This window comes from Halostagnicola bangensis (assembly GCF_054653435.1).
Genome location: NZ_BAAIGG010000002.1, coordinates 1,058,944 through 1,077,604 on the forward strand (window position 1 = coordinate 1,058,944; position 18,661 = coordinate 1,077,604).

Genomic DNA, 18,661 nt, shown 5'->3' on the forward strand with positions numbered 1-18,661 from the left:
TCGAACAAACCGATTCCGGCGTCGTCAGGTTTGAAGCGATAAATCGTAGCGAAGAGCCCGTTAAAATCTCGTCCGGACCTCCAGCGCCGTTGCTGGATTACGCCGACCTCGACGGCTCGCTCCTGCTCGCCGAGGACCCTTACGACGGCGTCCCGATGCCTGGTGGGGAGATCGATTTAACGGGACTCAAGCGGCCGGGGACTGGGGCGGTTAGGAACTGAGAGTAAAGGAAGTATAGAACAGTTCAATCTCCTCGCTACACCTACTCCACGAACGGTCAGCACAACTCAAGAAGTTCTCGCACCTCACCAGCCAAGCACATGCGGTGGCGCGCGCTCACTCGCGGCGTCGCAGTCGTGCGTGCGTCCGCTTGAAGTTCGTGAAGGATTGAGCATCAATCTCATCGAATTCGATCCCAGTCATAGACCTGTTAACGTCTGTTGACAGAAGAGAAATTCGCCTGTACAGTACGTTGAACGATACTGAGTCAACGAGCAACTCAAAGGGCCACATCGCTATTCGTGTCTATGGCTATAGAAGCCTCATTCACCATCGATCAACCCGAATTCCCATTGAACGCCGTTTTCGAAACGTTGCCAGACGCCAGCATCGAACTGGACCGGGTTGTCCCGACAAAGGATGCCGTTGTTCCCTATTTCTGGATTTATTCGGAGAACATCAGCGAACTCTCGGCTGATATGAGTGGCGACGAAGGGGTCGATGAATTCAAAGTGATAGATGAGTTGGATGAGCAGATGCTTGTCCGAATCGACTGGAACCTCGATCACGAAAGCGTTCTCACCGCGATCGTCAACACTGACGTCACCCTCCTTTCTGGATTGGGTGATGAGGAGAACTGGACGTTCGAAGTCAGAAGCAGTGATCAGAAGAAGGTCTCTGAGTTCCAGACGTACTGCCACGAGAACGATGTTCCCATCAAACTCGCTCAATTGCACGCGCTTTCGCCACTTGAGTCGGATCGGGAGTACGACCTAACCGAAGGACAGCGGAACGCGTTGGTCTTGGCGTATTCTCGCGGCTACTTTGACTCGCCGCGTGACGCCACGCAAGATGATCTCGCCGACGAACTCGATATCAGCCGACAAGCTGTTTCTTCACGGTTACAACGGGGCCTTCGACGGCTTGTGGCGAGTACGTTAATAACATCACAAGAGTGACAGGTACAACTCCCACTTAAAGGAGTGTTGCGCAAGCAAAATCCAGCGTCATCCCAATGGACCCCGTCTATTCTAGCGATGGAATTCTCCAATAAGACAGTGGGTACTGTCGAAATCGTTCCTTCAATAGAAGCCATAGAATTCGTCGTTGATGATGGTGTCTACCGAGCAGAGTACGACAGTAGTCGTAATCAGCCGAGTTTAGCAATTGTCGCGGCGATAGCGGCTGCTGACCAAAGAGATCCCCACGAATTAACACCACTCCACTCCGCGATTGATACTGACGCGCTCGATGAATTATTCTCCCCGACAGCCAACGAAGGACAGAGAAATGGGTACCTCTCATTTCCGTACGAAGGGTTTGAGGTGACCGTATCCAGCGAGGGGGTCATCGAGGCCAAACCGACGGAGAACGCGTAGTCGGAATGATGGTTATGAGTGGACAACCGTCTGAGAGTAGTGAGCAGTTTGAGACTGCTCTGCGAGAGCAAAAGGGACGAGTAATATGTGCATTATCAGAGGATGTAACTATTCCTGCAACACCGATTCTCTGGGATGATGAAACCCTCTCCTGTGAGGAGTACGTCACCCTCGTCTACGAACTCCATCACGTCCACCTCCCCGAATTGAGAGCTGACGGGGTCGTTGAGTTTGATCGCCACAGTGATGAGGTGAAAAGGGGTGAGCGGTTTTGACGCTTTGTAACCCGGATGATTCTATAGATAGGGCTGATTCGTATGGGTAACTCGGACGATCTACCGGGCTCCGAGTCGGATCAAGTAGTCGAACGGGACGAAACCTACGAGCATGAAAACTTCGGTCTCGTCGAAGTGACCGGGATATGGCGGGGAATTAACCAAGTCGATTCAGCACGTCACACCGATCAAAGGGACGTCATCATCGTTCGGTACTCGACGGAAGAGGACAGCAAACAGGTAGACGAACTTACGGAACCGCTCGATGAGTTCATCGAAGCCACGGAATGAGAACACGATCTCAGGGACGCTTGTTCGTAAAGTAGAGGACAGGGAAGTATCGGAGACGCCAAAAAGCTACCCAGAAACTGACAGAGATATGCTGCGGGACTCAAAGTGTCACCAACATTATTACACCCAAAGTATGTTGGAAAATTCTTTATGAAGAATGGTGTGATGCATTGTCGCATGAAAATCCAAGAACTCATCCACCTTCATGCGCTACTGCTCGAAATACGTAAGTACCTCGAACGAGAGGGGAACGTGCCATACGGTGCATTTGATTCCTACGATACACAACCGATTCGCCCGTCCCATATCCATCGCCAGAAAGACGCACACAAGAACGCAATTGACCTACTACTGGACGGCTTCGAACAATTCGTTCAAACGCACCCTCCACCAGACCACGCACTGCTTCCTAAGTATGATACACACACAATATGACTTTCACTGGTGAAGGGGTATCTGGCCGCAGTGAATTGAGTGCTGTTATAATAGACAACCCAAGCTCGGCCAACGAATGCGTACTTTATCCATCGGATGCTACCGACGAAGAACGCGAAACGATGTGGATTCTTGCCGAAGAGGGTGATTATTCTCCTCTGGGTCATAGTCAATGATAAGTCCGCATAGAAGAGTCCGTCAGAATCCCGTCCGGATTCCCGGCACCGTTCGGCGTGTTGTCCGGCTACCGGTCCGGGCGTCCCGTCGTTACGCTCTGGTCGGATTCGTACGAGCGAGAAAACGGCGTGAAAACGCTGGGAACGACCGTCACCGATGTCGTCGAGGTCCGCAAGTCGACCACGCTCGAGCCGACCGAATCGGTTTCCGAAACATACGAACTCGGCCCCTCCTACGATCGGTTTCGGTCGGGAACCGCCGCGGTTCGAACGTTCGGCGGTGATCGGCTCTTCGAGCGAACCGCACCGCTCGAAGCCGAACTCGTTATCGAGGAGGAATAATCCCGGGTCTCGTTCCCGTCCCAGATCCGGTTTTTCGGCCAGACCAGACTATTGCTCGCCGATAGCACCGTCATCGGGAACCGTCTTTCATATTTTCAGACCGTTCAAACCGCCTGAGCTGAGATTTACAACCGTCGGTGTGGTGATCACGATAATATGCGCGACGACGACACCTCGAGGATCCTCCGACGAACGATGTTAACGGCGACCGGAAGCGCGCTCGCACTCTCGAGCACGGGTGCGGCACAAACCACCGAGAACAACACGGTCGACTGGTTCTCGGACCGGTGTCCCGAGGCGACGACCGAGCCGAGCATGGGCCACTGCGACGGGGCGAGCATGGAGGGGTGTACCGACGACCACCCCGAAACCGAAGCGCTTCGCGAGGCCGTTGCGGAAACGCTCGAGGAGGAGTATCCAGACGCGAACGCGTTGCTCGAGGCCGGCTTCAAGCCATACTTCGACACGATTTCGACGGATGACGACGGCTGGTCTCACTGGTTGAGCCCTGAGCATATCAGCGACGATAGCGTCATGGACCCCGAGCGGCCCGAGTCGGTCCTCGTCGACAACGACTCGTGGCGATCGATCGGTGTGATGTTCATCGCGACCAGTGACGGCGAGGCGATCGATCCGCCGCCGGCGGTGTACGAAGTGGATTCGGAGGGCGAGGAAGACGACTTCGACGACGGACATCACCACGATGATGGGGGCGGGCATCACCACGACGACGAGGACAGGCACCACGACGATGAGAATGGGCATCACGAGGGTGACGGCGGCGACCACCATCACGAGGATGACGACCACTACGGGGACGATCACGACGACGGCCACCACGATGGAGACGATCACCGCGAAGAGGACGACCACGAGAACGGAGACCATCACCACGACCACGCGGGCGACGAAAATCGCTGTGCGCCGTGGCACTACCACGCCGGACTCCCGGGGCGATTCGCGTGGTGGTTCTACCAGCAGGTCTACGAGGGCGACTCGAGCGACCGCTCACTCCAGCTCCCCTGCCGGACCCCCTGTATGATGCACGTCTGGACGGTCGACCACCCCGAGGGCGTCTACGCCCACGACGCGCCGCCGGCAGAATATCGAGAACGGGATTCTCCGGCGGAGAACGGGTTCGACACGGACGCACAACCGGGCGAGGATCGGCTCGAGTGGGATGCCCTCCCCGAGAGCGAGCTACCTGACGTGATGCCCGACGAGTTGCGAGAGTGGATCGATTGGTGAGTACGAAATCGTGACGGACGGGCATCGGTAGAGCGGAAGGGCCGTCAGAGCGAAAGGATGTCAGGGCGAAACGGATGTCAGAGCGAAGGGGGTCGTTAAGTAAAAAGACCGTCAGGGCGTCATGACGACCTTGATGCAGTCGTCTTCCTTGTTGTTGAACGTCTTGTACATCTCCGGGCCGTCCTCGAGGCCGACCTGGTGAGTGATGACGAACGAGGGGTCGATCTCGCCGTCTTCGATCTTCTCCATGAGCGGATCCAGGTAGCGCTGGACGTGGGTCTGTCCCGACTTCACCGTTATCGCTTTGTTCATCAACGGACCGAACGGGATGTTGTCCGACTGCCCCATGTAAACGCCGGGGACCGAGAGCGTGCCGCCCTTTCGACAGCACTTGATCGCCTCGCGAAGGACGTGGGGTCGGTCGTCCTCGAGGTGCATATCCTGTTTCACCTGATCGGTCACGCCAGACAATCCCGTTCCGTGGGCTTCCGAGCCGACCGCGTCGATACATCGGTCCGGTCCGCGACCGCCGGTCATCGCCATCAGCCGGTCGTAGACATCCTCGTGTTCGAAGTTGAGGGTCTCCGCATCGCCGTGATTGTGCGCCATCTCGAGGCGCTCCGAGATGCGATCGATCGCGATCACCTGGTTCGCGCCGAACATCCAGGCGCTCTGGATGGCGAACTGGCCGACCGGACCACAGCCCCAGACCGCGACCGTATCGCCGTCTTCGATCTGGGCGTTTTCGGCGGCCATGTACCCGGTTGGGAAAATATCCGAGAGGAACAGCACCTCCTCGTCGGGGAGGTCGGAGTCGACTTTGATCGGGCCGACGTCGGCGTGTGGAACCCGCAGGTACTCCGCCTGTCCACCGGCGTAGCCGCCTAACATGTGTGAAAATCCGAGCAGACCGGCCGGAGAGTGGCCCATCGTCTTGCTGATCAGTTCGGCGTTCGGATTCGTGTTGTCACAAAGCGAGTACATGTCCTCGCCGCAGAACCAGCACGAACCGCAACTGATCGTGAAGGGAACGACCACGCGGTCGCCGACCTCGAGGCGGTCAACTTCGCTCCCGACCTCGATTACCTCACCCATCGGCTCGTGGCCGAGCACGTCGCCCTCCCGCATCCCGGGCATGTAGCCGTTGTACAGGTGCAGATCTGATCCGCAGATTGCGGTCGCCGTGATCTCGATGATCGCATCGGTCGGGTTTGCGATCTCGGGTTTGGGAACCTCGTCGACGCGAACGTCCTTTTCGTCGTGCCAGACGAGCGCTTTCATCGATATCTCCCGCAGTTATTGCTGTCGATCGTTTCGGCGGACTCGATCCCGGTCGTGTTACAACTTGTACAGGTCACGGTAGCGACCGACACCGAATGTGCAACTAAAGCTGGTCCCTGCCCCTGCAAGAAGAGAGATTGGCGCTCGGTTCGCTCGAGCGAACCGTCGAACGAGATCGTCTCACCCCCAGTCGATATCCTCGCCGCGGCCGGATTCCCGGAGGATGAACGGTCCGATCGCGAGGGTTCGCTTGGCCACCGTCGCGATCCTGACGAAGAACGAGATTAAAATCAAGAACGGTGTCACTGCGATCGTCGTCGTCGCGGCGACGATCCAGACGAGGGCGTCGATGCCGAGGACGGTCCCGCTTGCGGCGTTCGCGTCGAAAAAGAGGATCATCGAAGCCGTGACGACGAGCGCGGGAACCGCGACATACATCATCGCCCGCGAGAGGTTGATGAGCTCCCACTGGAAGTACAGCGTCTTGAAGTGCTCTCGAGCGAGCCCGAACAGCTTCAGCGACTCGAGGAGTTCGTCGTAGGCGTCGCGAGCTTCATCGGTGAACGAGTCGGCGTGGGACTGCTCGATCCGGCGCGCGCGAAAGATCTTCCACGAGTAGTTGTAATCCAGCGCGGATTTCACGACGGCGTAGGTGCCAAACTGGGCGTCCTCGAGGTCGCCGCGGATCGTGTCGGCGTGGGTCGTGAGGTTGTCGGTGAAGTCATCGACGCGGTCGACGAACTCCTGATCGTGACTGTCAGAAACAGCGCTCCGGAAGTCATTCGCCCGTTCTTCGGAGGCGGCGATGATCGCCTGCAGAAACGACGACGGCTCCGGCGGACTCACCGGCGCGTCGATCGACGACTCGACGTCCTCTCGAAATTTCATCGCCCCGTCCAGACGCTCGCGCTGGTCCTCGACTGCACCGAGTTCCTGGGAGAGTACCAGAGAGTTGATTGAGACGACCAGCGTGACGCCGGTGATCAGGGCAGTCGTCAGGCCCTGAAACAGCGTGTGGACGGGTTCTTTCGTCTCGAGGAGACTCCGAAGCGAAACGGGACTCAGTTGGCTCACGACGACCAACCCGACGAAGACGAATAGCATGAGACTCGCGGTGATGGCCCATCGGTTCGCGTTCAACAGGAGTTCGTGTTTCCACGTCGAATCGACGCTCCGCTCGGCCATCGTATCGCTCGGCTGCGAGCCTTCGTCGCTCATCAGTGTACACGATTACTGGCACAACTGCGTGGAAATAAATGTCGATGCTCGTCGCCGCGGTCGCCATCGGTCTCCACGATGTTGTCATCGTTATCGGAATCCGTACGTACCATCGGATCGAGCGAATCGACAGTCGGAGCGGGTGAACTACCGCGGCCGGAAGTCGACGGTAGGGAAAACGGCGTCTACTCTTCGAAATCGACCCGCGGGACGAACGGACCAAAGTCCGCCGTCCGACTCGCGATCGAGGCGATACGGAACGTGTAGACCAGCAGGACGATAAACGGGAGGAAGACGACCGTGACGACCACGCTGACGACGAGAACGAGGAGCGTCGGATCACCGACCGCGTCGATGATCGAACCGTAGGTCATCATGAAAATCCCGCCGCCGAGCAGCGTCGGAAACCCGACGACCAACAGGAGTTTCGAAAGGTGAGCTAGCTCGTGTTGCATGTACAACGTCTTGAACGATTGTCTGGCAACGGCCAGGTGACCGAACAGTTCGACGAGGACCGACAGCGTGTCAGCAGCATCGTCGGGAAGCTCCGAACCGTACTCCTCTCGGATCGTTCGAGCGGCGTAAAGGTGGGCACCGTTGAAGTGGCCGAGGATCGACGAAAGCGCGTCAAACGTGCCGAAATCGGCGTCCTCGAGCGCGTCGGAGACGATCTCCCCCTCGGTGGTGACCGCGTCGGCGAACCCCTCGAGGAGCGTCGCGAGTTCCGGGTCGTCGACGCGATCCGCCGCCGATTCCAGCGTTTCGGCGCGGTCGACGACAGATTCCACGACGAGCTGGAGAAAATCGGCGGGTGCGGCCGGACTGACAGTCACTCCGGTTAGCGCCTCGACATCGCGCCGAAACGACGCCATCGCTTCGAATCGGTCCGCCAGATCTCCAGGCCACCCCAGCTCCTGGGACAGCACGAGCTGGTTGATCGCGAGGACGATGGTGATGAACGGGAGGGTTCCGCCGACGATGGCCGCGACGAGGGTCGTGGCCGTTTCGGGATCCGTGACGGGAATGTACCCCGCAAACCCGATGGTGGCACAGACGAGGAGGACGACGATCGAGAACAGCACCGTGAGGGCGTAGCGGTTCCCGTCGAGGACGATCCAGCGCTTGATCGGCGATTCGCGAAGCCGCTCGTGAACCAGGTCGCTCTGGGTCACCTCCTCGTCGATCGCTTTGTCGCTACTCATAGAGCGTGTGCGAACTCGTCAATGGCGCTCGTAGATTCGAACGCGAACGAAAGACAAACGCGACGCCGTCTCGACTATTCATCACCATCGTCCTCCCCGTAGGAGACGTCGAACGGTCCGGCGTCGGGATCTTTCTGGGGCAACATCGGACCGACCGAAGCGGTCCTGCGCGTCACGGTCGCGGTGCGCAGGATGTATGAGACCAGTAGCGCAAGCGGCGAGACGACGATTGCAATGAGTGCGCTCACGACGATCGGAAGGTAGACGATACTGACGCTCGCACCGCCGAAATCGGCGTAGATGAGCCCAATAATGATCGCCGACAGAACCGCGGGAACGCCCGAATAAATCGTCAACTGAGAAAAACGGGTGAGCTCCCGCTGAAGATAGGTCGTCTTGAAGTGTTCCTGTGCGACGTCGAACAGCTGAAGCGTCCCGATCAGATCGTCGAACGCCTCGAGTTGCTCGTCCGAAAGCTCCTCGGCGTAGCGCCCGCGAAGGTGTCTCGCGACGTACACCTGCCAGGCGTTGTTGTACCGGATCGACGCAGAGACCGCTTTGAACGTCCCGAACGATGTCTCCTCGAGCGTCTCGTCGACCTGGTCGGTGCGCTCCTGAACGCTGTTTACGTACTGGTCGACGTGCGTCTTAAATTCGCTATTATCGTGGTCGTCCACGGCGTCGGCGAGCGCTCCCGCGCGGTGGTGTATCGCCTTGACGATCAGCTCGAGTATTCTCGTGGGCGCTGCGGGACTCGCCGGAACGCCGGTCTTCTCCTCGAGATCACGGCGAAACTCCATGACGCCGTCGAGCTCTCCGCGGGCTTGTCCGGCCGTCACGAACTCCTGGGAGAGGATCAGCTGATTGATCGAGACGACTAGCGTGACGAGCGAGAACGTCCCCGCGATCATTCCACCCGCGAGTCGCGTGATCGAGTCGGCATTGACGAACGAGATGAATCCAATTTCGTTCAATACGAGAAAGAGCACGAACGTGGCGGCCGAAAGCACGAGAGTAATAAAGAGCCGGTCTCCCTCGACCAAAATCCACTCCCGAAACTGCGTCACGGAACTGGTCCGTTCGCCTATCTCGGTCCCGTAAGACTCGAGCGTCTCGTCCGTCTCGGAAGACCCCATAGCAGTACTGTCGCTCTGACCGACAATAATGGTCGACGTTGCATATCGGACGAACGACCGCGCCAGGAGGGGTCGAGGATCCGAAACCACTCGAACGATCGCTCCATTCAGGGCCTACACTCAAATGCGTCCACGGTGTCGATCCGGGTATGATCGGTTACGGTGATCGGTTACGGGGGCTTGAAACCGTCCCACACGGTCGGCACCCGCGAGACGATCAATGCGCTAGAGAGGGGCGACCTGCTCGAGCGACCGGGGGCCATCGGCGGAGCCGCGTGGAAGCAACGGTTCGAAAGACACCAACGACACGCGCTCGAGGGCGAGACTCCTGATGGCTCCGAACTCGCCAAGTCGCCGCACCGTCCTCACCGCGGGCGGGACGGTAACCGCCGCAATCCTCGCGGGCTGCAACGGCATCGATATCGGCGACGAACCGGATTACGAAGCCGGCGACGTCGGTGACATCGACGGCGAGGAGCGAACGGCCGAGGAGATGACCGCCGCGGAAGGTGTCGCCGAACAGGAGGTCACGGGAGGGGTGACGCCTCTCGAGGGAATCGCGCTCGCAGATCACGAGTTCGTTCTCGAGGACGGATACCTCGGTTCGACCGTTCAGGGAACCGTCGAGAACACCGGTAGCGATCGGATCGAACTCGTCGAAGTCCGGGTCCGCGTCTACGACGAAACCGGCACCCAGATCGACCGGTACCTCGACACGACCGGCGATCTGAGCAGCGGCTCCGAGTGGGAGTTTCAGGTCGTTATCCTCGAGGCACCCGAGGATATCGCCGACTACGATATCGTTGTCCTCGGAACGCCGGCGTAAACCCGAAACATCGAGCAACGACAACTTATCGCGGATCTTCCGGTTCGACGCCGTAGGTATTCTGAACGCGCTCGACGACGATATCGTGAAATCCGACGAGTATCGCGACGGCGAGGACGATGACGACGACCTCGATGAGCGTTGCCATGAGCCCGAGAGCGACGATCAGCGTCGTCGCACAGGCCGCCGGGTGATTCGTATTGGTCCAGAGCATCCCGATCGTCGTCAGGACCATCGCGATCGTTCCGCTGAGTGCGAGTCTGCCGACCTCGCTCGAGAACGGTTCGCCCTGTTCGAAGGCGTCAACGACGACCAGTCCATCGGCGAGCACCAAGTACGCGATCAATCCGCAGACCGCGGCGACGGCGTGCCCGCCGATCACGTGATACGCGCCCTCCGCTCGAGGCTGTTCCCCGGTTGCGAGCAGGTACGCGGAGGGGCCGAGACTGGGAAAGAGAAACGGTTGCCCCGACGCCCAGGCCATGCCACCCAGAAGAACGAAATGCAACACGACGTTGACCCCCGCGCTCAGGTCGTCCCGAAGACTCATCGACTCCAGATAAGCCAATCGGACTGATAAACATACGGCCGAGCGGGTCGTGATCGGGGCTAATCGCCGAGGACAAAGTAATAGATGAGTGACAGAAGGGCGCTATCGAACCCCGAAAACTATCAGCGAATCCGAATACTGATTACTGCTCTTCGTCCTGGAGCTCCGCGAGTTCGGCTTCGACTTCCTCGTCCGGAACCTCCGCCTCGAGGTCTTCGACCTCTTCCTCGTCGACGTCCGCTTCGATGTCCGCGTCGGGTTCCGGTTCGGGTTCGGTCTCGCCACCGCCGACATCGGACTTGAGCGTCTCGAGTTCGGCTTCGACGCCGCTGTCGGTCGAGAGTTCCTCGAGCTCTCGGTCGATGTTGTCCTTATCGGAGAGCACGTCGTCAAAGGCACCCGATTCGTGGAGTTCGTCCATCGCGGCGGAGCGAGCCTCCATATCTTCGGTTTGTTCTTCGGCGCGTTCGATCGCTCGGCCGACGTCCTCGAACTCGTCTCCGGTCGCGGTCATCGCTTCGGAGACCGTCGAGCTCGCTTCGGCGGCTTCGTAGCGAGCTTTCATCGTTTCCTTCTTCGTTCGGAACTCCTCGATGCGGTTCTGGAGTTCGTCCTTTTGCTCGATGAGCCGATCCTGTTGGCTCTGGAGCTCGGAAACCTGACGCTCGAGGTCCTCGATCTGATTCATCTTCGTCTTTTTCTTCTCGAGGGCGCGCCGAGCGAGGTCTTCGCGATCCTGCTGGACCGCGGTGCGAGCCTGCTCGTTGTGTTTCTCGACGTTATCCTCGAGCCGACGTTGTTGCATCTCGAGGCGCTTTTTCTGGGTCGTCAGGTCGGCGATACCGCGTTTGACGTCCTGAAGCTGGTCGCGCATCTGCTCGTAGGAGTAATCGAGCGTCTGCGTCGGGTCCTCGGCCCGGTTGAGGAGCGAGTTGATTTTCGACCGGATGACGTAAGAGGTCCGAGAGAGGATGCCCATACTCCCTAGGTATCGCTCGTGGCCCTTAAAAACATCACTTTGATAACAGTCTGTGTGGTGTGAAACAGCCGATCGGCCGGAAGACGGCAAGAAGCGGCCCGGACAGCGGCGACGTGTTCGCCGGACGGAAGGAATTTGCAGACGGCACTCGAACGTCGAACCGATGGTCGACACGGAGATCCAGGCTGCGGTTCCCGACGGGTGGACCGACGATGACCTCGAAGTCGGCGGCGTCCGATTGCACTACTACCGAAGCGGCGGCGAGGGACGACCGCTGGTGGTCGCCCACGGCATCACGTCCGACGGCCGCTCGCGGCTCCCCCTGTTCGAGCCGCTCACAACGGAGTACGACGTGATCGCCTACGACGCTCGCGGACACGGTCGGTCGGCGGCTCCCGAAACGAGATACCGCTACGACAAGCTGGCGAGCGACCTCCTCGGGGTGATCGAGGCGCTCGGAATCGCGAACGAATCCCCGCTTTTGTACGGTCACTCGATGGGCGGGACGACCGTCGCCGTCGCGGCGGCCGCCGAACCCGACGTTCCCGGCGGCGTCGTACTCGAGGATCCCGAACTACTGCTCGAGCCCGCCGGCGGTGAACGTGAAAATGGAGGAGACGAAACCGGGAACGACGAAAATCGGAACGAACGCGAGGACGAACGCGAGCCGAACGACGACCTTCTCACCCCCATCGTTGACCGAATTACCGGTGATCGAGACCGCACAGAAGCACTCGAGACCGATCCCGAGTTGCGGGCGCTGGCCGCGGACGGACGCGGCGACCTCGCGACGCTGCTCGCTGATGCGTACGCGAATGTCGATCCGGCGGTTGGCGGCATGCTCGAGGCCGGTGGCCAGGATCCGGCCGAAGTGTTCGCAGAGATCGACGCGCCGACGCTAGTTCTCAAGGCGGACGCCGCCGACGCGGCCCGCAAGCGCCACCGCGAGATCACGTCTCGTCTCGGCGATGGGAGACTCGTCCACGTCGAGGGCGCGGGCCACTGCGTGCTTCGAGACGAGTACGACCGCGCTCTCGAGGAGTTGCGAGCGTTTCTCAAGCAACAATGACGTGGTTTCCGAGCGTCGGCGGCCGACGCCAGCCGGCCGGGACGCGGACACCGGTTTTGATTATCCGCGGAATCGATCGTCACCCATGAGCGACGTGCTAGTGCCCGGTGATCGCGATGTTCGCGGAACGCTCGAGGAGCCCAAATCCGATGATGGAAACGAAAGCCGGGACGACCCAGATGCGATCGTAATCGCCTGTCCGCCCCACCCCCAACACGGCGGCTCCCGCACCGATCCGCGACTCGTTGCGGTGGGCAACGCGTTGCTCGAGGCCGAAATCGCCTGTCTTCGGTTCGACTACGGCCCCTGGGACGAGGGAGCTGGCGAGCGTGAGGATGTCCGAAACGCGATCCGCTGGGCGAACGAACGCTATGATCGGGTCGGCGTCTTCGGCTACAGCTTCGGCGCGACGCTGGCGCTGATCGCCGCCCCGGACGCGGCGTGTGACGCCGTTTCCGTCCTCGCGCCGACGGCACGGCTCGGCGAAGACCTTGACGCGCTCGAGGGACTCGAGCGAGCCGAACTACCCGTCTGTGTGCTGTACGGCGAGCGAGATACCACGGCCGACTGGAGCCCGATCGTCGAGGCCGCAACGGAGCGTGGCGACGAATCCGTCGAACTATCGGGAGATCACTTCTTTCTCGGGAAACACGGCGAAATTGCGAGCGCGGTCAGTGAATTTTTCGAGCGTACGTTGCTCGAGTCGAGCTAGTTACCTGCTGGGTAACCCGAAGTTGATACCGTGTCTGTCCCGAGACAGCCGACCGATCCATCGCTCGAAGACGACAAATCGCGCGACACTATTTTTGTAGACACCATTCGATATTACTATTATGAACGTCCTCGAGATGCGATGTGGATGAGACAACCAACGAAATCGACAATTATCACAGCAGTCACAATGATGCTCGTCATCGGTCTACTCGGTGCCGGGACCGCGGTTTCCGCCTCGAGTACGGCGGTCGACGACACGAGCGAAGTCGAAACCGATGCGATAGATATCGACGCCGTCGAACAATACGTCCACGAAGCGGTAAACGAAGAACGCGCCGCGGTTGGGTCCGACGAACTCGAGTTCGATGATGAGCTTCGCGACATCGCTCGAGATCACAGCGAGGATATGGGCGAGCGCGGCTACTTCTCACACACCGATCCGGACGGGAACGGGTTCATCGACAGGTACGACGACGCTGGCTACGAGTGTAGCGTGAACGGGTATATCGGCGGCGAGAACATCGCCCAAACGTGGTACGACACGCCGGTCAATACGGGCGACCGGGGTATCGTTCACTACGAAGACGAACAGGAACTCGGCTACGGCATCGCCGAGCAATGGATGAACTCGCAAGGCCATCAGGAGAACCTCCTCGCCGATCACTGGGAGAATCAGGGTATCGGCATCCACGTCACTGACGATGATAAGGTGTTCGCCACGCAGAACTTCTGCTGATACTATCGGCTGTAACTATGCGAAGATTCGCGGACCCCTGGGCGACAAGATTTTTGAACGACGTACAGCCGGCAGTATCAGGAGTTCGCTTCGCCAAGTTTTTCGCTTTAATGGCTCTGGTGATTCACTAGGCGGCGTCGGCTTCCAGGGGTGAAATGCGGTGGCTTGTGGCGCTACTCTGGGACAATTTGGCCACAATCCCGAAGGGCTCGATGATAGCGGAGCAATTGGATTCTGCTACAGGTCCTCTACAATCACTCAACCTGATTCCGTATGGTGATTCACCAAAGCCGCTTTAATCGTTTCGATCAATCGCCCTAAACGGCCGTTTCGGTCAGCCAAACGGCTGCTTCAGTCGGCTATCCCGAACGGCCGCCTCGGCTATCCCAAACGGCCAGGAGACCGATCAATCACGCCCGTGTCTCGTGAGACACTTCGAAAGCCCGATCAGCTCGACGGGTTCAGAGTTGTCGGGCGAGTAAACGACCATCTGGCCTTTCTCCATGTAGGGCACCTTCGACTCGAGATTGGTCGGGATGTTCACACTCTTGATGGCGTCCTCGTCGCCTAAGTTGAGGACGACGGTCGTGTTGATCTGTTTGAAGACCGCGTCGTCGATATCCTGGGGGTCCTGCGTGATGAGAAAGAGCCCCAGCCGTTCCTTCCGGCCCTGTTTTGCCGCCTCTGTGAACTTTCGGATAACCTTCCCCGCCTGCACGCTGTCGGCGTCGGTGAGGAAGTTGTGCGCCTCGTCCATCCCCAGGATTAGGGGCGTTTCCTTGATCCGGTCGTAGTCCGGGTCGTTCGAGAGCTTCTGGTCGATGACCAGACTCGAGAGCGCGAGCACGACGGCTTCGGTCGCCCTCGAGTCGTTGATGTGGTAGGTCGGAACCACGGAGAGGCCGCCCGGGCGGACGAACTCGTGAATCAGGTCGGTGATCGGCCGGGCGTCCTGATCGAAGACGTGGCCAAAGCCGAGCACGCGCCGGCGGACGGCGTCGAAGGTCGCCTCGTGGACCCGTCCCGATTCGTCGAGTTCCTCTCGAAGCGCCGGATCGTCGAGGAAGGTCGTGAACTCCCGGTAGGTACCGTCGGGGCCGTACTGGTCTCGAAATCGCGGAAGCAGGACGCTCGTGAGCGCGCCGTACTGGTTGTCGTTGAGTCCGCTCCCCGCGACGAGCCACGGGTTTTCGTGGACCATCGAGAACGGAATCGTGAACTCGACCTGTTCGGCGCGGTGATGGCCCGCCGCGTAGGAGGAATCGCCGATCCTCGGGACGAACGCCGTCGTCTTCTCGACCCCGCCGTAGGCGACGCCCTCGCGCTCGAGTCGCCGCGCGAAGTCGTCGTCTAAGTCGGGATTGTCGTCGTGCATCTGGGCGTACTCGTCCTGGGGGTCGAACTGGACGATCGCGGGCTGGACCTCCCGACCGTCCTCCATCGGATACGTTCGCTCCTCGGCGAGATACTGCCGGAGGACGTTCTTCGCGGCGTGGGTCTTCCCCGAACCCGTGCCGCCGGCCACGAGCGAGTGTCGAAAGACCAGCGGGTCGCCCGCATCGTAGTCGTCCTTGAGCGGGTAGTCAATCGTTGGCGGCGAAGCGGCCGTCCGAACCTTCTCGCCGCCAACGGAGAGATGCCCCAGGAAGACGCCGTCCTCGGGAATCTTCAATCCCGTTTTGATCTCCTCGGTGTCGTCGGCCGTCCGGATCACCGTCTGGGGTTTAGGCACGCGATCGGTCATCCGCCGTTTGAGCTCCTCTCCATCCTCGTACAACACGGCGACAGGCTCGAGTGACGCGATAAACTTGAAGTCGGCTTCGTCGATGTCGTTGCGGCGCATGGCTCGTCGTGCGTGGATCTCCGTCGCGTCGTCGGCGTGGTACTGCTGGGCGTACTCGAGGCCGGTAATGCGACAGAACAGCGTTTCTTCGGCCGCGCTCGCACCGGCCTGACCGTCACCCGCGGCCGTCGCCGATCCGAGAGCACCCCCCGCCTCCTCGGGATAGGGCGCGAGCAGGTACGTTCCGATCCTGATATCGGAGCGGTTCCCCTGGGTGATGTAGGCCCGCAGTCTCGTCTCGTCTTCGTCCTCGGCGATTCGAAGCCCCTGCGAGACGCAAACGGTTCCGATGCCGACGTCCTCACCTCGAGGGTCGACAGACGTGACCGCGAACTCGTCCTCGTTTCCGTCGGTATCCGTCTGCGCCGCCCCGTCGTCGCTCGAGGGGGCGTCGTCTGCAGTCGTCGACTCGAGGGAATCCCCGCTCCCATCGTCGACGGCGTGGTCGGTGAAATCGCCCAGATCGCTCATATACACGATATCTTATTCATCCTTCAAAGAAATACCGAGACGTCCGTCAGTCGATCCGTGCGGAAAAACCGTCGAAACAGTAGAATAGCGCTCAGGCTATCGAGAAGCAGGATGGAAACCAGAACACCGGAAAAGGGTAACGAGCGGCCGGCTCAGTGCATCGTCGGGAGCGGATGATCGGTCGTCTTCACCCAACCGTTCTCGTATTCGAGAACGTCGATATCCGCCAGCGCGGGGAGATGCGAGTGATGAAGTGCGATTTTCGCCGTCTGGCTATCCGAGATGGTATCGACCTCGAGCGTCGCCAGTTGCTCCGCGAGAATGTCGATCGAACAGCCCTGGGCGTGTTCTTCGAGCAATCGAAGGGTCGGCATTCGCACCGGATGCACGACCGTTTCGAGAAGTTTTTCGTCCGTGCTCGAGCACGCCTCGAGGAGGACCGCTACGTTCATGGGCGGGAGCGGTGCGTTTGTGCCGACCGACGCGGTTTCCCCGTCCCAGATGATGATGTCGTGATCGGCCAGCCGCGGGAGGTGGCTGTGAACGAGACTGGTACGGAGTTGTCTCTCGGACAGCTCGCCGGACCCGTCTCGAGCACGAATCTCCGTCACCAGTTCGGAAACCGTCATTTCCCGGCCGGTGCTTCCCAGAATCTCGAGGACGCGGAGGCGTCGTGGATGTCGAAGAACGTCATAGCACTTCGCCGGAATGTTCGACAACGAATTTCGTCTGCTATCGCCGCCGAAGTGGGCGTCCGAACTCATTATAACAGAACATCCGCCCAATCGGTATAAGCCCATTTCCAAAAGGATTTGGGTAGTGTGTCTGACACCCCTTCTGAGGAGAGAGTGAAACGGATAGAAAACCCGTTTTTCGTGCGTTGAACGGGCTTTCAGCGGGCCGGGCTAAACCATGAAGTCCCCCAGGTCACCCGACTCGGGATACTTCACAACCGATGGTGCCGCGAGGAACACCGGCGTCAGTGTCCGCAACTCCACGCCTTTTTGCACCTTCGTGCCGTAGAACGGTTCATGTTGATGGTACGCGGTCGCGCAGGCGGTACCGAACTGACGGGAACGCTCTACGAGCGCGGCGAACAGGCACCGTCGTTCCGCGGTGCCCCGAACGAAGACGCCGCGTACGTGTGGGTCTGTGACGAATTCTACGAGGTCGACAGCGGCGGAACGACTCAGCTCATCAACGACCGAGAGGTCAACGTCGCCTTCGAGTCGCCAATGCCTCGCGGGTTCGACACTCGAGATCAGGCCGTCGAGGCGGCCAAAGAACACGTCAGAACCCAGTTTGCCCGTATCGGTGTTACGGCGAGCGACGTCGAACTCGAGGTCGAAAAGAGCGAGCCCGAAACCGAGGTCTAATCCTTCTCTCCCGTTCGATAATGAAAACAGGCAGAGTACCCCGGGCCACCGCGCCCGCGGTCGTTTACTCGCAGTCTCGACCCCACAGGAACACAGCGACGAGACTACCGATTGCAGTCGCGATCAGCGTAATTCCGTCGAACCCAGGAACGGAATCATCGGCGTTATCCGGGTCCTCGGCCGCGTCGGTCCCGTCCTCACCGGACTTGTCTTGCTCCCCGTTTTGGTGACCCTCGAGTTCGTCGAGATCTGGCTCCGGATGATCGAACGACTCGACGGGCTCGTCTTCGTCGTCGATCGTCACGGAAACGTTTTGATCGTGAATCGGCATCGGGTAGGACCGCTCGAGGTTCACGCTCGTTTCTTCGAAATTAATGTTTGCCGCTCCGGGCGGTGCGTCGTCGGCGACCTCGACTGTAACCGTCGCGAGCCTCTCGTTACCGGTCGCTCCGCCCTTGACGGGATCGCGCCACTGTTCGAGGATGGCCGTTCCATCCGAGTGGGCCAGGATTTCTTCCTCGTGAACCTCGGTCTCCTCGTCCTGTTCGAGCCACGGCCCAGGTTCGATGGCTGTAATCTCGAGGTACTCCGGGTGATACTGGGCGACCAGATCGACGGATTCGACGCCCTCGCCGCCGTGACCGCCGTCGGTCACCATGGTGATATCGACGGTAAACTCCTCGCCGGATTCGGCGTCAACGCTGTGCGGTGAGGGCGTGATGACCGCGAGTTGATCCGCCCCAGCAACCGCGCCGACGGCGACTCCCGCCACGGCGAGGATGACGAGCAACGCCACCAAGGCACCAACGGCGCGTTCGACTCGAGTGTGTTCAGATTCAGCTACCATTTCGTATCAAGAAACGTGAGTTCGTCTACCATGTCCTATCGGGGGATG

The 18,661-nt window shown here is 59.8% G+C and carries 22 protein-coding genes and 1 pseudogene; 14 read left to right on the forward strand and 9 right to left on the reverse strand.

The window, feature by feature from the left end; all coding sequences use genetic code 11:
* Positions 1–83: 83 nt before the first annotated feature.
* From ACYQ14_RS06900 to ACYQ14_RS06940, 9 genes and pseudogenes are all read left to right on the forward strand, one after another.
* Positions 84–221 (forward strand): annotated as a pseudogene (locus ACYQ14_RS06900) (dipeptide epimerase); the annotation flags it as partial.
* Positions 222–527: 306 nt separating this feature from the next.
* The gene (locus tag ACYQ14_RS06905) at positions 528–1,178 is read left to right on the forward strand and encodes a helix-turn-helix domain-containing protein (protein WP_459886355.1); all 651 of its coding nucleotides are present in this window, start codon (positions 528–530) and stop codon (positions 1,176–1,178) included.
* Between the two features lie 78 nt (positions 1,179–1,256).
* The gene (gene ddfA, locus ACYQ14_RS06910) at positions 1,257–1,598 is read left to right on the forward strand and encodes a DdfA family disk-determining factor (RefSeq protein ID WP_459886358.1); all 342 of its coding nucleotides are present in this window, start codon (positions 1,257–1,259) and stop codon (positions 1,596–1,598) included.
* 14 nt (positions 1,599–1,612) lie between these two features.
* Positions 1,613–1,873 (forward strand): DUF7344 domain-containing protein, encoded by a 261-nt coding sequence (locus ACYQ14_RS06915; RefSeq protein ID WP_459886360.1) that lies wholly within the window; start codon positions 1,613–1,615, stop codon positions 1,871–1,873.
* Positions 1,874–1,915: 42 nt separating this feature from the next.
* Positions 1,916–2,164 (forward strand): hypothetical protein, encoded by a 249-nt coding sequence (locus ACYQ14_RS06920; protein ID WP_283834707.1) that lies wholly within the window; start codon positions 1,916–1,918, stop codon positions 2,162–2,164.
* A 177-nt stretch (positions 2,165–2,341) separates the two neighbouring features.
* Positions 2,342–2,599, forward strand: coding sequence for a UPF0058 family protein (locus ACYQ14_RS06925; RefSeq protein ID WP_459886363.1), 258 nt, complete (start codon positions 2,342–2,344; stop codon positions 2,597–2,599).
* Positions 2,596–2,775: a DUF7511 domain-containing protein gene (locus tag ACYQ14_RS06930; protein ID WP_459886365.1), complete on the forward strand. Its 180-nt coding sequence runs from the start codon at positions 2,596–2,598 to the stop codon at positions 2,773–2,775. The genes ACYQ14_RS06925 and ACYQ14_RS06930 overlap by 4 nt, the downstream gene beginning before the upstream one ends.
* Positions 2,776–2,904: 129 nt before the next feature.
* The gene (locus tag ACYQ14_RS06935; protein ID WP_459886368.1) at positions 2,905–3,117 is read left to right on the forward strand and encodes a hypothetical protein; all 213 of its coding nucleotides are present in this window, start codon (positions 2,905–2,907) and stop codon (positions 3,115–3,117) included.
* Positions 3,118–3,273: 156 nt separating this feature from the next.
* Positions 3,274–4,365 (forward strand): hypothetical protein, encoded by a 1,092-nt coding sequence (locus ACYQ14_RS06940; protein WP_459886371.1) that lies wholly within the window; start codon positions 3,274–3,276, stop codon positions 4,363–4,365.
* A gap of 111 nt (positions 4,366–4,476) precedes the next feature.
* On the opposite strand, the gene ACYQ14_RS06945 is transcribed toward ACYQ14_RS06940, so the two are convergent.
* The 4 genes from ACYQ14_RS06945 to ACYQ14_RS06960 all read right to left on the reverse strand — a co-directional run bounded on the left by ACYQ14_RS06945 (position 4,477) and on the right by ACYQ14_RS06960 (position 9,202).
* Entirely contained in the window at positions 4,477–5,646 is a 1,170-nt protein-coding gene (locus ACYQ14_RS06945; RefSeq protein WP_459886373.1) for a zinc-dependent alcohol dehydrogenase, read from the reverse strand.
* A gap of 180 nt (positions 5,647–5,826) precedes the next feature.
* On the reverse strand, positions 5,827–6,864 hold the full coding sequence (locus ACYQ14_RS06950; protein WP_459886375.1) for a DUF7972 family membrane protein: 1,038 nt from the start codon (positions 6,862–6,864) through the stop codon (positions 5,827–5,829).
* A gap of 185 nt (positions 6,865–7,049) precedes the next feature.
* Positions 7,050–8,066 (reverse strand): DUF7972 family membrane protein, encoded by a 1,017-nt coding sequence (locus tag ACYQ14_RS06955; RefSeq protein WP_459886378.1) that lies wholly within the window; start codon positions 8,064–8,066, stop codon positions 7,050–7,052.
* Between the two features lie 74 nt (positions 8,067–8,140).
* Positions 8,141–9,202, reverse strand: a complete 1,062-nt coding sequence (locus ACYQ14_RS06960) for a DUF7972 family membrane protein (RefSeq protein ID WP_459886381.1) — start codon at positions 9,200–9,202, stop codon at positions 8,141–8,143.
* Positions 9,203–9,533: 331 nt separating this feature from the next.
* Between ACYQ14_RS06960 and ACYQ14_RS06965 the strand changes: the two genes are divergently transcribed.
* The gene (locus tag ACYQ14_RS06965) at positions 9,534–10,028 is read left to right on the forward strand and encodes an FxLYD domain-containing protein (RefSeq protein ID WP_459886384.1); all 495 of its coding nucleotides are present in this window, start codon (positions 9,534–9,536) and stop codon (positions 10,026–10,028) included.
* Between the two features lie 25 nt (positions 10,029–10,053).
* Here the strand turns inward: ACYQ14_RS06965 and ACYQ14_RS06970 are convergent, their stop codons facing one another.
* Together ACYQ14_RS06970 and ACYQ14_RS06975 are read right to left on the reverse strand one after the other, a co-directional pair.
* Positions 10,054–10,578 (reverse strand): HPP family protein, encoded by a 525-nt coding sequence (locus ACYQ14_RS06970; RefSeq protein ID WP_283834717.1) that lies wholly within the window; start codon positions 10,576–10,578, stop codon positions 10,054–10,056.
* Between the two features lie 142 nt (positions 10,579–10,720).
* On the reverse strand, positions 10,721–11,557 hold the full coding sequence (locus ACYQ14_RS06975) for a PspA/IM30 family protein (RefSeq protein WP_459886387.1): 837 nt from the start codon (positions 11,555–11,557) through the stop codon (positions 10,721–10,723).
* A gap of 163 nt (positions 11,558–11,720) precedes the next feature.
* On the opposite strand from ACYQ14_RS06975, the gene ACYQ14_RS06980 reads away from it, so the two are divergent.
* From ACYQ14_RS06980 to ACYQ14_RS06990, 3 genes are all read left to right on the forward strand, one after another.
* Positions 11,721–12,626: an alpha/beta fold hydrolase gene (locus tag ACYQ14_RS06980; RefSeq protein ID WP_459886389.1), complete on the forward strand. Its 906-nt coding sequence runs from the start codon at positions 11,721–11,723 to the stop codon at positions 12,624–12,626.
* A gap of 85 nt (positions 12,627–12,711) precedes the next feature.
* Positions 12,712–13,338: an alpha/beta hydrolase gene (locus ACYQ14_RS06985; RefSeq protein ID WP_459886391.1), complete on the forward strand. Its 627-nt coding sequence runs from the start codon at positions 12,712–12,714 to the stop codon at positions 13,336–13,338.
* 147 nt (positions 13,339–13,485) lie between these two features.
* Positions 13,486–14,076: a CAP domain-containing protein gene (locus ACYQ14_RS06990; protein ID WP_459886393.1), complete on the forward strand. Its 591-nt coding sequence runs from the start codon at positions 13,486–13,488 to the stop codon at positions 14,074–14,076.
* Between the two features lie 406 nt (positions 14,077–14,482).
* Here the strand turns inward: ACYQ14_RS06990 and ACYQ14_RS06995 are convergent, their stop codons facing one another.
* Together ACYQ14_RS06995 and ACYQ14_RS07000 are read right to left on the reverse strand one after the other, a co-directional pair.
* Positions 14,483–16,390 (reverse strand): ATP-binding protein, encoded by a 1,908-nt coding sequence (locus ACYQ14_RS06995; protein WP_459886395.1) that lies wholly within the window; start codon positions 16,388–16,390, stop codon positions 14,483–14,485.
* Between the two features lie 152 nt (positions 16,391–16,542).
* On the reverse strand, positions 16,543–17,154 hold the full coding sequence (locus ACYQ14_RS07000; RefSeq protein WP_459886398.1) for a DUF7344 domain-containing protein: 612 nt from the start codon (positions 17,152–17,154) through the stop codon (positions 16,543–16,545).
* 267 nt (positions 17,155–17,421) lie between these two features.
* Between ACYQ14_RS07000 and ACYQ14_RS07005 the strand changes: the two genes are divergently transcribed.
* On the forward strand, positions 17,422–17,766 hold the full coding sequence (locus ACYQ14_RS07005; RefSeq protein WP_283834724.1) for a DUF7113 family protein: 345 nt from the start codon (positions 17,422–17,424) through the stop codon (positions 17,764–17,766).
* Positions 17,767–17,830: 64 nt separating this feature from the next.
* Here the strand turns inward: ACYQ14_RS07005 and ACYQ14_RS07010 are convergent, their stop codons facing one another.
* Positions 17,831–18,613, reverse strand: a complete 783-nt coding sequence (locus tag ACYQ14_RS07010) for a cohesin domain-containing protein (protein WP_459886402.1) — start codon at positions 18,611–18,613, stop codon at positions 17,831–17,833.
* Between the last annotated feature and the right edge of the window lie 48 nt (positions 18,614–18,661).

Bases quoted from the DNA above. Each gene is read 5' to 3' on its own strand.
- ACYQ14_RS06960 (WP_459886381.1), bottom strand. From the start codon at position 9,202: ATGGGGTCTTCCGAGACGGACGAGACGCTCGAGTCTTACGGGACCGAG.
- ACYQ14_RS06955 (WP_459886378.1), bottom strand. From the start codon at position 8,066: ATGAGTAGCGACAAAGCGATCGACGAGGAGGTGACCCAGAGCGACCTG.
- ACYQ14_RS06995 (WP_459886395.1), bottom strand. From the start codon at position 16,390: ATGAGCGATCTGGGCGATTTCACCGACCACGCCGTCGACGATGGGAGC.
- ACYQ14_RS06930 (WP_459886365.1), top strand. From the start codon at position 2,596: ATGACTTTCACTGGTGAAGGGGTATCTGGCCGCAGTGAATTGAGTGCT.
- ACYQ14_RS06950 (WP_459886375.1), bottom strand. From the start codon at position 6,864: ATGAGCGACGAAGGCTCGCAGCCGAGCGATACGATGGCCGAGCGGAGC.
- ACYQ14_RS06970 (WP_283834717.1), bottom strand. From the start codon at position 10,578: ATGAGTCTTCGGGACGACCTGAGCGCGGGGGTCAACGTCGTGTTGCAT.
- ACYQ14_RS07010 (WP_459886402.1), bottom strand. From the start codon at position 18,613: ATGGTAGCTGAATCTGAACACACTCGAGTCGAACGCGCCGTTGGTGCC.
- ACYQ14_RS07000 (WP_459886398.1), bottom strand. From the start codon at position 17,154: ATGAGTTCGGACGCCCACTTCGGCGGCGATAGCAGACGAAATTCGTTG.
- ACYQ14_RS06980 (WP_459886389.1), top strand. From the start codon at position 11,721: ATGGTCGACACGGAGATCCAGGCTGCGGTTCCCGACGGGTGGACCGAC.
- ACYQ14_RS06985 (WP_459886391.1), top strand. From the start codon at position 12,712: ATGAGCGACGTGCTAGTGCCCGGTGATCGCGATGTTCGCGGAACGCTC.
- ddfA (WP_459886358.1), top strand. From the start codon at position 1,257: ATGGAATTCTCCAATAAGACAGTGGGTACTGTCGAAATCGTTCCTTCA.
- ACYQ14_RS06975 (WP_459886387.1), bottom strand. From the start codon at position 11,557: ATGGGCATCCTCTCTCGGACCTCTTACGTCATCCGGTCGAAAATCAAC.
- ACYQ14_RS06940 (WP_459886371.1), top strand. From the start codon at position 3,274: ATGCGCGACGACGACACCTCGAGGATCCTCCGACGAACGATGTTAACG.
- ACYQ14_RS06965 (WP_459886384.1), top strand. From the start codon at position 9,534: ATGGCTCCGAACTCGCCAAGTCGCCGCACCGTCCTCACCGCGGGCGGG.
- ACYQ14_RS07005 (WP_283834724.1), top strand. From the start codon at position 17,422: ATGTTGATGGTACGCGGTCGCGCAGGCGGTACCGAACTGACGGGAACG.
- ACYQ14_RS06905 (WP_459886355.1), top strand. From the start codon at position 528: ATGGCTATAGAAGCCTCATTCACCATCGATCAACCCGAATTCCCATTG.
- ACYQ14_RS06920 (WP_283834707.1), top strand. From the start codon at position 1,916: ATGGGTAACTCGGACGATCTACCGGGCTCCGAGTCGGATCAAGTAGTC.
- ACYQ14_RS06925 (WP_459886363.1), top strand. From the start codon at position 2,342: ATGAAAATCCAAGAACTCATCCACCTTCATGCGCTACTGCTCGAAATA.
- ACYQ14_RS06945 (WP_459886373.1), bottom strand. From the start codon at position 5,646: ATGAAAGCGCTCGTCTGGCACGACGAAAAGGACGTTCGCGTCGACGAG.
- ACYQ14_RS06915 (WP_459886360.1), top strand. From the start codon at position 1,613: ATGAGTGGACAACCGTCTGAGAGTAGTGAGCAGTTTGAGACTGCTCTG.
- ACYQ14_RS06990 (WP_459886393.1), top strand. From the start codon at position 13,486: ATGAGACAACCAACGAAATCGACAATTATCACAGCAGTCACAATGATG.